This is a genomic window from Altererythrobacter sp. B11 (assembly GCF_003569745.1).
Taxonomy (GTDB): domain Bacteria; phylum Pseudomonadota; class Alphaproteobacteria; order Sphingomonadales; family Sphingomonadaceae; genus Croceibacterium_C.
Genome location: NZ_AP018498.1, coordinates 76,193 through 89,111, shown reverse-complemented (window position 1 = coordinate 89,111; position 12,919 = coordinate 76,193). Strand labels below are relative to the sequence as shown.

The 12,919-nt window shown below is 64.9% G+C and carries 14 protein-coding genes; 9 read left to right on the top strand and 5 right to left on the bottom strand.

The features are described from left to right. The first annotated feature begins 115 nt into the window (after positions 1-115). The 4 genes from AEB_RS00395 to AEB_RS00375 all read left to right on the top strand — a co-directional run bounded on the left by AEB_RS00395 (position 116) and on the right by AEB_RS00375 (position 3,950). Entirely contained in the window at positions 116-1,465 is a 1,350-nt protein-coding gene (locus AEB_RS00395) for an O-antigen ligase family protein (RefSeq protein WP_119081311.1), read from the top strand. 71 nt (positions 1,466-1,536) lie between these two features. Then, positions 1,537-1,800: a spike base protein, RCAP_Rcc01079 family gene (locus tag AEB_RS00390; RefSeq protein WP_119081310.1), complete on the top strand. Its 264-nt coding sequence runs from the start codon at positions 1,537-1,539 to the stop codon at positions 1,798-1,800. Continuing rightward, positions 1,800-3,113: a hypothetical protein gene (locus AEB_RS00385; protein WP_119081309.1), complete on the top strand. Its 1,314-nt coding sequence runs from the start codon at positions 1,800-1,802 to the stop codon at positions 3,111-3,113. The genes AEB_RS00390 and AEB_RS00385 overlap by 1 nt, the downstream gene beginning before the upstream one ends. A 459-nt stretch (positions 3,114-3,572) precedes the next feature. Next, positions 3,573-3,950 (top strand): hypothetical protein, encoded by a 378-nt coding sequence (locus AEB_RS00375; protein WP_119081307.1) that lies wholly within the window; start codon positions 3,573-3,575, stop codon positions 3,948-3,950. A 69-nt stretch (positions 3,951-4,019) separates the two neighbouring features. Here AEB_RS00375 and AEB_RS00370 read toward each other — a convergent pair whose 3' ends face one another. Beyond that, positions 4,020-4,511: a PilZ domain-containing protein gene (locus tag AEB_RS00370; protein ID WP_119081306.1), complete on the bottom strand. Its 492-nt coding sequence runs from the start codon at positions 4,509-4,511 to the stop codon at positions 4,020-4,022. A 300-nt stretch (positions 4,512-4,811) separates the two neighbouring features. Between AEB_RS00370 and AEB_RS00365 the strand changes: the two genes are divergently transcribed. The 5 genes from AEB_RS00365 (at position 4,812) to AEB_RS00345 (ending at position 10,184) form a co-directional block, all read left to right on the top strand. Then, the gene (locus AEB_RS00365; protein ID WP_119081305.1) at positions 4,812-4,991 is read left to right on the top strand and encodes a hypothetical protein; all 180 of its coding nucleotides are present in this window, start codon (positions 4,812-4,814) and stop codon (positions 4,989-4,991) included. Positions 4,992-5,421: 430 nt separating this feature from the next. Next, a complete protein-coding gene (locus AEB_RS18495) occupies positions 5,422-6,795 on the top strand; it encodes a sugar transferase (protein ID WP_119081304.1) in 1,374 nt (457 codons plus the stop codon). Positions 6,796-6,928: 133 nt separating this feature from the next. Continuing rightward, positions 6,929-8,230, top strand: a complete 1,302-nt coding sequence (locus AEB_RS00355) for a UDP-glucose dehydrogenase family protein (RefSeq protein ID WP_119081303.1) — start codon at positions 6,929-6,931, stop codon at positions 8,228-8,230. A gap of 94 nt (positions 8,231-8,324) precedes the next feature. Beyond that, the gene (locus AEB_RS00350) at positions 8,325-9,110 is read left to right on the top strand and encodes an enoyl-CoA hydratase-related protein (RefSeq protein ID WP_119081302.1); all 786 of its coding nucleotides are present in this window, start codon (positions 8,325-8,327) and stop codon (positions 9,108-9,110) included. 300 nt (positions 9,111-9,410) lie between these two features. After that, complete coding sequence (locus tag AEB_RS00345; protein ID WP_145985245.1) at positions 9,411-10,184, top strand: class I SAM-dependent methyltransferase; 774 nt, start codon at positions 9,411-9,413, stop codon at positions 10,182-10,184. A gap of 258 nt (positions 10,185-10,442) precedes the next feature. Here AEB_RS00345 and AEB_RS00340 read toward each other — a convergent pair whose 3' ends face one another. The 4 genes from AEB_RS00340 to AEB_RS00325 all read right to left on the bottom strand — a co-directional run bounded on the left by AEB_RS00340 (position 10,443) and on the right by AEB_RS00325 (position 12,904). Continuing rightward, a complete protein-coding gene (locus tag AEB_RS00340; RefSeq protein ID WP_119081300.1) occupies positions 10,443-10,703 on the bottom strand; it encodes a hypothetical protein in 261 nt (86 codons plus the stop codon). 193 nt (positions 10,704-10,896) lie between these two features. After that, a complete protein-coding gene (locus AEB_RS18050) occupies positions 10,897-11,091 on the bottom strand; it encodes a hypothetical protein (RefSeq protein ID WP_145985244.1) in 195 nt (64 codons plus the stop codon). A 418-nt stretch (positions 11,092-11,509) separates the two neighbouring features. Further along, a complete protein-coding gene (locus tag AEB_RS00330; protein WP_119081298.1) occupies positions 11,510-11,791 on the bottom strand; it encodes a hypothetical protein in 282 nt (93 codons plus the stop codon). Positions 11,792-12,085: 294 nt separating this feature from the next. Beyond that, a complete protein-coding gene (locus AEB_RS00325; RefSeq protein WP_119081297.1) occupies positions 12,086-12,904 on the bottom strand; it encodes a class I mannose-6-phosphate isomerase in 819 nt (272 codons plus the stop codon). Positions 12,905-12,919 lie beyond the last annotated feature (15 nt).

Below are 12,919 nucleotides of genomic sequence, written 5' to 3'. Positions count from 1 at the left end.
CATGCGGTTATGAGAAGTGGTTAACGGGCCGTTAGCAATTGGGGCGAGGAAACGTGCTATCCCGCGGGCGACCCGCGTTGAAGGACAGGACCGCTTCGATTATGCGTGCTGCAGGATGAATTCCCGCTTCGCTCCGACCGTGGGAGACGTTCCTCCATTCCGTCGATCGAGCGGCAATCCGCTGGCGCTTGCCGCGATGGTCCTGTTCCTCACCATGGCGCTGTTCGGCAATTTCCTGCTGGCCGGCGGCACGCTGGCGCTGGCGGGCAGCGCGGGCAGCGTGGTCAACCAGACAGCCTTCCTCGGGGCGCTAGGCCTCGCCCTCGTCGCTGCGCAGCCGTGGAAGAACCCGGCACGGCTGCTGGTCCTCCCCGCCAGCCTGGTGGTGGCGCTGGGCTGGACCTGGCTGAGCGTCGTGTGGTCCATCTCCCCGGCAGATACGATCCGCCGCGCCGCGCTGCTGACCACGGTGACCTTCACCGCCTTCCTCACCGTGCGGCAGGTCGGCTACGAGCGGAGCATCTCCACCTTGCGCGTGCTGCTGGCGGTGGCGCTGGTCATGTCGCTGGTGGTGTGCACGCTGATCCCCAGCGTGGGCGTGCAGTATATGTCGGTGCTGACCGAGAAGAACTATGGCGGCACCTGGCGCGGCGTGTTCATCGACAAGAACGCCTGCGGGCAGTTCTGCCTCGTCACCGTGCTGTTCTTCGCCTTCAGCCGCTTCCGCCGCCGCCATCTGGTGCTGCGCGGGGTGGTGATCCTGCTGGCGGTCTTCCTGCTCTACAAGACGCAGTCGAAGACCTCGCTCGGCATCCTCGCCATCGCCCTCTCCTGCGGGGTGGTGGCGCTCTACAACCGCAGCTTTCGCGTGTTCCTCGTGCCCCTTGCAGGTTATGCCATCGTCGGGCTGGCGCTGTCCTACGACAGGATCATCGCCCCCTTCCGCAATGCGCTGCACGATCCCGATGCCTTCACCGGGCGCGGCGCGATCTGGGAGGCGCTGGCCCGCTATCTGCACGATCACTGGCTGCTGGGCACCGGATATGGCGCCTTCTGGGGCGTGGGCGATCGCAGCCCGATCTATGCGCTCTCGCATGAAGACTGGGTGCGCAACATCCTGACGGGCCATAATGGTTATCTGGATGTGTGGACCTCCATCGGCCTGCCCGGCCTGGTGCTGGTGGTGGGCAGCACGCTGGTGATCCCCCTGCTGAAATGCTTCGCCCGGCACATTCCGCCGAAGGATACGGCGCTGCTCTCCTCCATGATCGTGGGCGTGGCGGGCATCAGCCTGACCGAATCGGTGCTGTTCAACACCGATTTCACCCTGAACATCCTGCTGATGGTGACGGTGGCCCTAATCGCCGAACGGTATCGCGTCCGCACGCCCCTGCTCACCAGCCGCCGTCTCGAAGCGGGCAAGCCGCCCGCCTCCGTGCCTACGAGGAAACGCGTAACAGGTTAGTTGCAATGTAGGATTTTAACCAATACGGCACTTTCCGTCGAAAGACGAATCGCCCCTATTGGAGGACATCGATGCAAGACCGGTTCCTGCGCCACGCCCCCGGCCTGAGTGCCCCCGCAACCCGCGCCGTCGGCGCCATCCCGAGCGACACCGATCCGCTGCCCTTCCTGCCCCGGGCAATCTATGTAGGCCGCGGCGGAGACCTGGCGCTGAGCGACGAGAGCGGCGGGGAGGCCGTCTGGAAGAACGTGCCCGCCGGCGCCGTGCTGCCGTTTCGCGCCGCCATGATCCGCGCCACCGGCACCACCGCCGCGGATCTGGTGGTGATGGACTGATGCTGGCACTGGGCATCGGGATCGGCCCGACGTTGGGCGGGCAGCAGGCTTCCACGCCGCTGCCCGCCACAGTGCGCATCGCGCCGGTGAACGGGGATCTGGCCTATGCGCTGGCCCCGCATCCGGCGCTGGGGGCCGTGGCGCTGCGATTCCAGCGCAACACCGGCGGAAGCGGATTTCCGAACCTGGGTGCGCCGTGGGAGGCCTGGCGGATGACCGCGGTCTATGCGCTCGCGGATGTCGAGGGCGATCCGGCCACCGCCGGCACTGTGCTGGGGGCCGATGTCGGAGCCTGGGACTATGCCTTCCAGATTGCCGCCATCCCAGAATATGGCGGATCGTGGCACGGGGGCGAGACTTTGGTCAGCTATACCGGCACCGATCTTTCGCAAGCCGGCTTCGTGCCCGCTTTCGAGTTCGACCAGCAATCGGTGATCCGCTTCAGCAATGGCACCGAAATCGCCATCTCGCGCCAGTTCTCGCTGTCCGGGCAGGGGGCGGTGCAGGAAGCGATCGCTGCTTCCTCGGCCGGGGTGGTCAGCACGCGGACGCTGGGCATGCTGATCATGCACCCGGATTTCTGCCGGTTCAGCACGGATGGGGGCGCAAGCTGGAGCGATATTCCCGGGGACGACAGCATCTGCGCCATCGCCAAGCCGTTCGATCTCGTGCTGCGCAACCCGATCACCGGCCACACCGTCCGCCAGGTGACGAATGCACCATCGCAGCCGCAATTCACCCGCATCTCCGCGCGGCGGCTTGCCCGCACGAAAACCTATAACGAGTTCGATACCGCCGGCGTTATCGGTACCATCGCGGCGGAGCGGGTGCTGACCTTCGGCCTGACAGAGCCCGATCCGCCTCCGGCCTGGGCGCCCTTTGCCGAAAGCTTCACGAATGCCTCGGCCAGCAACCCGGCCGCCCCTGCGGGCTGGACGCGCACGCATCCATCCTCCGGCGTACCCGGGCCGGCGGCGCTGCCGGGGGAAAGCTGGATCATCACCGGCGTCAACGGGCAGGCCAATCGCTGGGTTCGCGACGCGCCCTTGCCGCCCGGCACCTATCAGATCGCCTTCGATTATTCCGCGCCGGATGGCACCGCCGGGGCGTTCCAGGTGATGAATGTGAACACCGGCTCCACGGTCGGCCCGCTGGCAGGCCCGGCCAGCTTCACCTCTGCCGCTCCGGCCACGGCCAGCCTGACGGTCACCGTCCCGGAAGGGCAGCAGGGCTATATCGTGGTCAATGCCAGCAACACGACCGGGCGCAGGACGATCATCACCGCATTGCGCGCGCTGGCACTTCCGGCCTGAGGCGCGTCGGGCGCGGGAGGCGGGGCGAGGGAGGGCCGGCCCCGCACCTCTCCCTCGTCATTCCCGCGCAGGCGGTAATCGAGCCGGCGCCGCGCGGGCCATTCGGGCTGAGGGCTTGGCGCGGGATCCCCGCCTGCGCGGGGATGACGAAGAGGGGGCCGCCTTCGCGGCGGTGACGAGGGTGGGGGTCGGACCCGGCTCACCTACCGAATACCCAAATAGACTGCGACGGATTGCGAGAAGAGGGAGAGGAAATGAGCCGACGAGCTCAACTCCCCACCCCTCGTCATTCCCGCGCAGGCGGGAATCCAGTTGACACCGCGTGGGCCATTTCCGGGCCGAGGGCTTGGCGCGGGATCCCCGCCTGCGCGGGGATGGCGCAAGGGGGGGTGATGAAAGGGGGCGCGCAGCGCCGCCGGCCCTTACCCAAAATTAACCACCCGGCCCTACGCCGGAGGCATGGACATCTTCCACGCCTACCACGACCTGCTGTCCGATTTTGCGGACTCCGTCGGCGCCAGCCATTCCATCCTCCACGTCCATGCGGGCCTCGCGATCTACGTGCTGGTGCAATATGCGCTGCGCACCCGCCGCGCCTCGATCCGGGCGCTGAAGGTGGTGATCGCCGTCGCCGTGGCGCATGAGCTGTTCGATTATCTGGGCGATCCCGCCTGGACGGGGCGCGATGCGCTGGACGACATCCTGCTGACCATCTCCTGGCCCGCCGTGCTGACCGGGCTGGGCCTCCACCGCCGCGCCCGGTGGGAGCGCCGCCTGCGCGAGCAGCAGGCACTCGCCAAACTCAGTGGCTACACGGGAGAGCGCAGGCCGGGGTGATCCCTCGGCCGGTGCCGGGACAGCCTGTGCTTGCGGATGATCCCGCCCGGTGACGGACGGGCGGGCGGCTCAGCCCTGAACGAGCGCGAGCCCCGCCGCCGCCACGCCGCCGATCGCCAGCCATGAGGCGACCGCCAGACTGCCGATGATGGCGAGCCGCATGCGGGGCGAGAAATCGCTTCCCTGCGCGCCGTCTTCGGCATCCTCTTCGGCCGCGGTGGGCAGGTTGCCGAAACGCCCTTCGGCCACCGTTTCGGCAAAGCGCGTCTTCTGGATATCGTTCAGCGAAAGCGGCTCGTCGAAGGCGCAGCCGATGTGCCCTTCCTCCGCCCATACCACCTGCGCCTGGCGGATGCCCACACCGGCCAGGCCGATCATGACCTCATCACCGATCGCATGATCGGTGGCGGTCGCCAGCCGGCAGCCGGTGGTGGAAAGATCTTCGATCAGGACATCGCCCGGATCGCCGTTCGGCCCGCGCAGGGTGGAAGGGCGGGCGACCGGCACGCGGTCTTCCGTACGTTCGATCCGATACAGGGCGGCGTGAGTGGCTGGCATCATAGGTGCGATTTTATCGCCACGATCCTAAGAGCAGGTGAAACCTTAGCCCTAAAAGATCGTTAATGGGGCAAGCGCAGTTTGATTGCCGTCAACGCTTTCGCCGAGATGCTGCGTATATTGCACTGCACAAGCCAACAGTTTCATAGGCTTGAAGTGCAGGATATACGGAACATTCTGCGTTGCAGCAAATGTGCCCGAAATAACCGGCGATGTTTCCAGAATTCCGCTGGTTGTCTTGAAATAAATTGGTTAATACATTTCCGATAGGAAAAAGACCGCAACAGGGAAAGGGTCGCCTTCATGTTTCACGATGATGCCCCGCCGAGATTCACGGCCTTCCGGGATACGCCGGCCGATGTCTCTGCCCGTACAGCCGCCGACCAGTCGCTGGAAGAAACGATCCAGTGGATTTCGAAGATGGCAGGCTACGGGGCCATGGCACTGGCCATCGCGGGGATTCTCGCCGTTTTCCTGACCTGAGTCCGGCTTTAGTCATTCCCCGCTGAACGGTCTCTGGCTGGGGGGCGGCTGGCATGACCGCTCCTGGCTTCCCGCCGACGCGGGAATGACGAGGGAAAGGGCTGCGGCTGGCGCCCTTCAAGGAAGCCTCGCCCCCTGTTCGTCATCCCCGCGCAGGCGGGGATCCCGCGCCAGCTTCTCGGCCCTGATACGCCCAGCCGCCGGAAAAACGAGCACCTGCACCTCCTCCCCGCAAGGTTCCCGCTGCTCTGCGTCATGCCTCGTTTCGGGACGATGCGCTCCGTAAATGCGGTATTGCGCATTCGAATCTTTGTGCAGGCGCAATAATTGCTGTAGGTGCACAAGAGATGATGTGGGCTGCGCGTGATCCGGCGGGTCCGCATGGCAAGTCCAGCCGTGAGGGGGCTGGCTGGCTTCGTGGGGAGTTACAATGGATCTTGCGACGGTGCCGCTGAGCACGCTCACTCCGGTGAAATCGAAGCGGACCCTCAGGCTCCAGTTGTATCTTGCCCTGCTCTGCGGTGATCTGTTCGCGATCACGCTCGGCTTCCTCCTCGCCGGGCTGGTATTCCCCCGCACGCCGGAGATGTTCTCCAGCCTCGGCCTCGCTGCATTGGTCTGCGTCACCTATTTCGCCTTCGCAGTTGCAGCAGAAGTCTATTCCAAGCACGCGCTGAACGAGCCCAAGGCCAATCGGCGCAAGGCCTTCATCTGCCTGACCTACGCCCTGCTGATCGCGGTACTGTTCTTCTTCGTCACCAAGTCGGGCACGCTCACTTCCCGGCTGCAATTCGGCGTCGGTGCGCTGGGCGGCTTCGTCTTCCTCTATGCCAGCCGGTCGCTGTTCTATCGCCACCTGGTCCGCCCGCGCGAAGGATCGCTGCAGAACGAACTGCTGATCGTGGACGAGGTGCCGTTCGAAGGGCCCGACCCGCAATTCATGATCCGCACGCGCGATCTGGGCCTGCACCCGGATCTCAGCGATCCCGGCATGCTGCACCGGATCGGCGTGGCCGTGGCGGGGTTCGAACGGGTGATGGTGCTCTGCCCCCCCGATCGGCACTATGCCTGGACGCTGCTGCTGCGCGGCGCCGCCGTGGACGGGGAGATCATCCTGCGGGAAGAGGAAAGCAGCTGGATCCTCGGCCTCGGCAAGTTCAACGGCAAGATGACGCATGTCGTCTCGCGCGGGCCGCTCAACACCAGCAACCGGGCGCTCAAGCGGGCGCTGGACCTCGCCATTACCGTGCCGGTGCTGATCGGGCTGGCGCCGCTGCTGGCCTTCGTGGCGGTGGCCATCAAGCTCGACAGCCGCGGCCCCGTGCTGTTCAAGCAGGACCGCGTGGGGCGCGGGAACAAGCTGTTCAAGATCATGAAGTTCCGCTCCATGCGGGTGGAGGATTGCGACAGCCGCGGCGCGCGTTCCACCAGCCGGACGGACAATCGCATTACCCGCGTCGGCTCCTTCATCCGCAAGACCAGCATCGATGAACTGCCGCAGCTGTTCAATGTGCTGAAGGGGGACATGAGCCTGGTCGGCCCGCGCCCGCATGCGCTGGGCTCGCTGGCCGGCGATGCGCTGTTCTGGGAAGTCGACCATCGCTACTGGCTGCGCCATTCGCTGAAGCCCGGCATCACCGGCCTGGCGCAGGTGCGCGGCTTTCGCGGCGCGACGGAGCAGCGGGTCGATCTGGAACGGCGGCTGCAGGCCGACCTCGAATATGTCGGCAACTGGTCGCTGGTGGGCGAACTCTCGATCCTGATGCGCACCTTCCTGGTGCTGATGCATCGCAACGCTTTCTGAGGGTGCGGCACCCCGCCGAGGGTCCTGAGTACGGGGCGTTTTCCCCCTCGGGACTTCCCTCTTCAATTTGTCTTACAGCAACAGTAGGCGGTCACCCAGCGCGGCCCCGGCACGCAGATTCTTGGAGAAGCTCATGCACATTACGATGATCGGTTCTGGTTACGTTGGATTGGTTTCCGGCGCCTGCTTTGCCGATTTCGGCCACAATGTGACCTGCGTGGACAAGGATGCCAGCAAGATCGAGGCGCTGCTGAACGGCAAGATCCCGATCTACGAACCCGGCCTCGACCAGCTCGTCGCCACCAATGTCGAGGCGGGGCGGCTGGAATTCACCACCGATCTCGCGCCGGCGGTGGCGCGGGCGGACGCGGTGTTCATTGCCGTGGGCACGCCTTCGCGCCGCGGCGATGGCCATGCCGACCTCTCCTTCGTCTATGCCGCGGCGGAGGATATCGCCCGCGCGCTGGATGGCTTCACGGTCATCGTGGACAAGTCCACCGTGCCCGTGGGCACGGGCGACGAGGTGGAACGGATCATCCGCGAAACCAATCCGGGCGCCGATTTCACCGTGATGTCCAACCCCGAATTCCTCCGCGAAGGCGCCGCGATCGACGACTTCAAGCGGCCCGACCGCATCGTGATCGGCGGCGATGACGAGCGCGGCCGGCAGGTGATGCGCCAGATCTATCGCCCGCTGCACCTCAACAAGTCGCCGATCGTGGAAATGAGCCGCCGCTCGGCCGAGCTGACGAAATACGCCGGCAACGCCTTCCTGGCGACGAAGATCACCTTCATCAATGAAATCGCCGATCTGTGCGAGAAGGTGGAGGCCGACGTGCAGGATGTCGCCCGCGGCATCGGGCTCGACAATCGCATCGGCTCCAAGTTCCTCCACGCCGGCCCGGGCTATGGCGGCAGCTGCTTCCCCAAGGACACGCTGGCGCTGCTCAAGACCTCCAAGGATTACGAAGCGCCGCAGCGCATCGTGGAAGCGGTGGTTGCCGTGAACGAGGATCGCAAGCGCGCCATGGGCCGCAAGATCATCAATGCACTGGGCGGGGACGTGCGCGGCAAGACGATCGCGCTCCTCGGCCTCACCTTCAAGCCCAACACCGACGACATGCGCGATGCGCCGTCCATCTCGATCATCCAGACGCTGCAGGATGCCGGCGCCACGATCCGCGCCTACGATCCCGAAGGGCTGGAGCAGGCGCGGCAGGTGCTGCAGAATGTCGAATATTGCGCCTCGCCCTATGAGGCGGTGGAAGGGGCCAATTGCGTCGCCCTGATCACCGAGTGGGACGAGCTGCGCGGCCTGGATCTGAAGCGCGTGCGCGAGGCGCTCAAGGATCTCGTGCTGGTCGACCTGCGCAATGTGTACGACAAGAAGGAAGTCGCCGATCTCGGCATCAAATATGTCGGCGTAGGGCGCTAGGCCGCCGGCTGAGGCGTCCCCCCGCGAGGGGGCGCCTCGCACCGGCCGCCGCCTTCCGCTATCCTCGCCGCGCAGGAAAGGAAAAGGAGGCCCCATGGCCGAATTCGAACACATCCGCGTCGAACGGCGCGACGCGGTGACGCTGGTCACGCTCGACCGCCCCAAGGCGCTGAACGCGCTCAGCAGCGCCGTGCTGGAAGAGTTGATCGCCGCCTTCGCCGCCTTCGAGGCCGATCCGGCGCAGCGCTGCGCGGTGGTGACCGGCGCGGGCGAGAAGGCCTTCGCCGCCGGCGCGGACATTCGCGAGATGGCGGAGATGCCGATGGCGGATTTCTACCGCGAGGACATGTTCGCGCGCTGGAGCAGCCACTTCGTGAAGGCCACGCGCAAGCCGTGGATCGCGGCGGTCAACGGCTTCGCCCTCGGCGGCGGCTGCGAACTGGCGATGATGGCCGATTTCATCATCGCCGCCGATACGGCGAAATTCGGCCAGCCGGAAATCACGCTGGGCGTGGTGCCCGGCATGGGCGGATCGCAGCGCCTCACCCGCGCCGTGGGCAAGGCGAAGGCGATGGATCTGATCCTCACCGGCCGGATGATGGACGCGCAGGAGGCGGAACGCAGCGGCCTCGTCGCGCGCGTGGTCCCCGCCGCCGATCTGCTGGAAGAAGCGCTGAAGACCGCCGCAAAGATCGCCGCCATGCCCCCGCTCGCCGCGCTGGCGGCCAAGGAACTGGTCAACGCAGCCTTCGAAACCACGCTGGACCAGGGCCTGCTGCTGGAACGCCGCGAATTCCACCTGCTGGCCGGCACGGACGACAAGGCGGAAGGAATGGCAGCCTTCCTCGAAAAGCGCCCGGCAGAGTGGAAGGGGCGGTAGGCGCAGGGGCGGGTTCGATCAGGGCAGGTTCTGGTGAACCTGTGGTTCGAAGCTGTCGGCCAAGGTATGCCTTTCCCTGCAGAATGGCAGCGACGTAGCGGTGGCTCTCGAAACGGCCTCCTGTTCTCAGGCCTGCCGAAACAGCCGGGCGTTGCGGAGCCTTGTGTGACGCATGTGCGGTAAACCAATCGGTCGACCGAGGGCGCCCTGGGCCGCTGCAAGTCGACCGAATAGTCAACCTTGAGCGTGCAGCCAATTTCAGCGGTAGGCAGCCGGTGTTTGCCGCGCTACGCGGCGATGATGAACGACACTCTGACGTCTGAGCCCCCGTATTCGCGTCCGCGGGACGTACAATCGCTGGACGAATGTTACTTCTATCATTCCATGGACGTGCCTGGTTATGGCCCCGTCCAAGGTGAGTGGGACCTCCGTGGGCGGATAGGTCCCTATCTCGGGAACTTCAACTTCGCCGGCAAACGGGTGCTGGACGTCGGCGCCGCGTCGGGCATCCTCAGCTTCCACATGGAAACGCAAGGCGCGGAAGTGGTCTCGTTCGATCTGTCGGATGATTATGATTGGGACATCGTTCCCTTCGCCGCCAACGATGCGGACAGTATGCGGCAGGAACGGAGACGACATTTACGCCGGATCAACAATGGCTATTGGTTATGTCACAGGGCATTCCAGTCACGAGCGCGAATGGTCAACGGCGTCGTTTACGACATTCCGCAGACGATTGGACCGGTCGACGTATCCGTGTTTGGCAGCATCCTTCTGCATCTGCGCGATCCGTTTCTCGCGCTGGAAAATGCAGCCCGGTTGACGCGCGAGACCATGATCGTTGCCGACCTGTCGCCATACGGCAAGCTGGCGAGCCGATACCGCCGGACCCCGCGCTTTATGCCGCGGGCCGACCGGCCGGACGGGATCAGCGATGGTTGGTTTCGCCTGCCGCCCTTGCTGGTGCAGGAATACCTTGGCATCCTCGGCTTTGGTCAGCAGAGTATCACTTGGCATGACTTTCAATATGGTGGGAGGATGCGGCCGATCTACACGATTATCGCCCACCGGTAAGACCCGCCGATGGGTACAGCAACCGCTCGTACCCGCCGAATAAATCAAAGAAAACTCCTGCGCGCTCCAGTGAAGATGGGGACTTGATGTGTCTGCTAGCCGCAGTTGAGAAAGGTAGGGGCGTTCACTCCCCCTCTTCCAACCCTCTCCCCTGAAGGGGAGAGGACTATGGCTGCTTCTCACGCAATCCGGTCATTTATTGCAGCAAGCCAATAGCCCGACCGTGGGCCATCTCCGGACCGGGGCTCTCCCCAGCCCCTACCTCTCACCCCCGCAGGGCTGGGCGATGAGGCAGGTGCCTTCGGGGGCGAAGGTGATGTCTGACAGGTGGGGGGCGAGGGCGCATTGGCTGGGGGTCACGGTTTCGCCGGCCACCATCGCCTCGCCCTCCCGCGGGATCACCAGCAGCGGCGCATCGGCATAGCTGGCGGCCACCGCCGGGGAGGGCGCGCCGTCAATCCAGTCGAGCCGGACATAGGGGCCGTCCACCAGCCGCTCCCGGCCCTCGGCCGGCAGCACGCGGTGCAGCGCGGGATCGGGCGTGTCCGCTTCCAGCCCTCCCGCGTGACAGAGCGAGCGCCCCCGATCGGCCGCTAATTTTGGCCGAGGTCCTGCCGCAGTATATCAGCGGACCAGTTCGGCCATATCCCTGCGGGCTTCCACCAGCGCGAGGGGCTGCCTCGGAGCTATACGATATGCGACTTGCGGGGCGTTATCGCGATGCGTCCGATTTAGCCACGGCTTCCTCGTATCCCGGATCACCCGGTGACAGACATTCACCCGTCAGCATGAGGTCTGAGACCAGCGCATTGTGATCGGTGATGACTTCACCCTCCACGAAGAGGGCCCCCTTGCTGGCGCAGTAATCGACCGCCGCTTCGCGCGCCTTTGCAGTAGCCGCCGCCATACAGCCGCTCGTAAGGGGCCCGGCAACGACAAGGAATACAAGCGCTGCGCGGCTTCTGGTTCTAAAGCAAGAGAGCAAATGAGCGTCCTCCATACGAGTCCCTGGAGCCTGACGATCGACCACGAACGGGATCATCTCAGACCCTGACTGACTTAAGGCAGATTTCCAGCTGCTGCGCAATTCGCTCAGCGACGCCAGCATGAAGAGGTATTTCAGCTGGCCAAGGAGGGCCGGTTTGATGGGACGGAGAGTATCAGGAACACGATGGAATCACGTTCTTGCTCGACGCTTCGTGTCGCCCGATGCTGGGAAGCTTTTACAACTGCTCCTTCACCTGACTGCTTCGTCGCCACTCCTATAAGCCGGCGGCGCCTGGGTCGGCCCACACACGAAGGGCGAGCCCCCACTGGTCCGAAACCTACCTCACCCGTATCGCGGTGGGATTTGCCTCGTTGGGATCAAAGGGCTGATAAAAGACGTGCGTCAGGTACACGTCCTCGGATCCCGCTTCGCAAGCGGCGGCAAACTCGCGATCAACCTCAGCCTGCCGACGCATGGCTGTGGCCCCACGAACGAAGAGCGTGTCTTTGCCATTGAGGTTGATGACGATCTCCGCAACGGCAAAGCCAGCTGCAATCCGTTCATTCTTGAATGCTGCGATTTCTTCGGCAGAGGCATCCTGCACCACGTAATGATACATCGCGTACACGCCGGCCTCGCCGTAGTCCGTAACGGCGGGAGCGCGCTTTAATGGGCAAGCGCGAGTGAGTCGCGCGGGACCGCTGGCTTCGGGCTCCCAACGTGCACAGCCAGTGGAAATGCCAGCAAGCAACATGACACTGAACGCGCGTAAAGCAGTTGCGAATTGCCTTGTCATCGTGCCGAATTACCGGAGAAAGCCTAATGGCTGCTTTCCACTTCGCATTGGAACTCAGCGTAACAAGGTGATGTCCAATGGCGGGCCATTGCTGTGCGGGTCTGGTCTTCCCGACACCTAATCCCCGCCGCCCTCACAGGGCTGCGCGATCAGGCAGGTGCCGTCGGGGGCGAAGCGGATGTCTGACAGTTGGGGGGCGAGGGCGCATTGGCGGGGGGCCACGGCTTCGCCGGCCACCACCGCCTCGCCCTTCCGCGGGATCACCAGCAGCGGCGCATCGGCATAGCTGGCGGCCACCGCCGGGGAGGGAGCACCGTCGATCCAGTCGAGCCGGAAATAGGGGCCGTCCACCAGCCGCTCCCCGCCCTCGGCCGGTAGCACGCGGTGCAGCGCGGGATCGGGCGGCGTGCGCCGCGCGACCGCGATCCCCTTGTCCAGATGCAGCTCGCGTGGGCGGCCGTAATCATAGAGGCGATAGGTGATGTCCGAATTTTGCTGGATCTCGATGATGCTCACCCCGCCGCCGATGGCATGCACCGTGCCCGCGGGAATATAGAAGAAATCGCCCTTCTTCACCTCGCGCCAGGCCAGCTTGCCCTCGATCGAGCCATCCAGCGCGGCCTGGCGCATCGCCTCCGCATCGATCTCTTCGGTGAAGCCGATGCCCAGCGCCGCGCCCGGTTCGGCATCCACCACCACCCAGCATTCTTCCTTCCCCTGCCGGCCCATGCCGTCCGCCTCGGTCTGGTCGCTGTTGGGGTGGACCTGCACGGACAGCTTCTCGCTGGTGAAGATGTATTTCACCAGCAGCTGCGGCAGCTGCGCGGGCGGTTCGAACCAGATTTCGCCGATCCGCTTGCCCTTCGGCGCGGTGAAGGGCGCGGGCAGAACGTCCTTTCCCCACGGCTTTTCGACGGTCCTGGTAGGCAGCAACATGGCAATCGGCTCCGA

Excerpts from the sequence above, each read along its gene's own strand:
- AEB_RS18050 (WP_145985244.1), bottom strand. The coding sequence starts at position 11,091 with ATGGCGGCGGCTACTGCAAAGGCGCGCGAAGCGGCGGTCGATTACTGC.
- AEB_RS00375 (WP_119081307.1), top strand. The coding sequence starts at position 3,573 with ATGGACATCTTCCACGCCTACCACGACCTGCTGTCCGATTTTGCGGAC.
- AEB_RS00355 (WP_119081303.1), top strand. The coding sequence starts at position 6,929 with ATGCACATTACGATGATCGGTTCTGGTTACGTTGGATTGGTTTCCGGC.
- AEB_RS00365 (WP_119081305.1), top strand. The coding sequence starts at position 4,812 with ATGTTTCACGATGATGCCCCGCCGAGATTCACGGCCTTCCGGGATACG.
- AEB_RS00385 (WP_119081309.1), top strand. The coding sequence starts at position 1,800 with ATGCTGGCACTGGGCATCGGGATCGGCCCGACGTTGGGCGGGCAGCAG.
- AEB_RS00330 (WP_119081298.1), bottom strand. The coding sequence starts at position 11,791 with ATGTATCATTACGTGGTGCAGGATGCCTCTGCCGAAGAAATCGCAGCA.
- AEB_RS00370 (WP_119081306.1), bottom strand. The coding sequence starts at position 4,511 with ATGATGCCAGCCACTCACGCCGCCCTGTATCGGATCGAACGTACGGAA.
- AEB_RS00350 (WP_119081302.1), top strand. The coding sequence starts at position 8,325 with ATGGCCGAATTCGAACACATCCGCGTCGAACGGCGCGACGCGGTGACG.
- AEB_RS00345 (WP_145985245.1), top strand. The coding sequence starts at position 9,411 with ATGAACGACACTCTGACGTCTGAGCCCCCGTATTCGCGTCCGCGGGAC.
- AEB_RS00390 (WP_119081310.1), top strand. The coding sequence starts at position 1,537 with ATGCAAGACCGGTTCCTGCGCCACGCCCCCGGCCTGAGTGCCCCCGCA.
- AEB_RS00325 (WP_119081297.1), bottom strand. The coding sequence starts at position 12,904 with ATGTTGCTGCCTACCAGGACCGTCGAAAAGCCGTGGGGAAAGGACGTT.
- AEB_RS18495 (WP_119081304.1), top strand. The coding sequence starts at position 5,422 with ATGGATCTTGCGACGGTGCCGCTGAGCACGCTCACTCCGGTGAAATCG.
- AEB_RS00395 (WP_119081311.1), top strand. The coding sequence starts at position 116 with ATGAATTCCCGCTTCGCTCCGACCGTGGGAGACGTTCCTCCATTCCGT.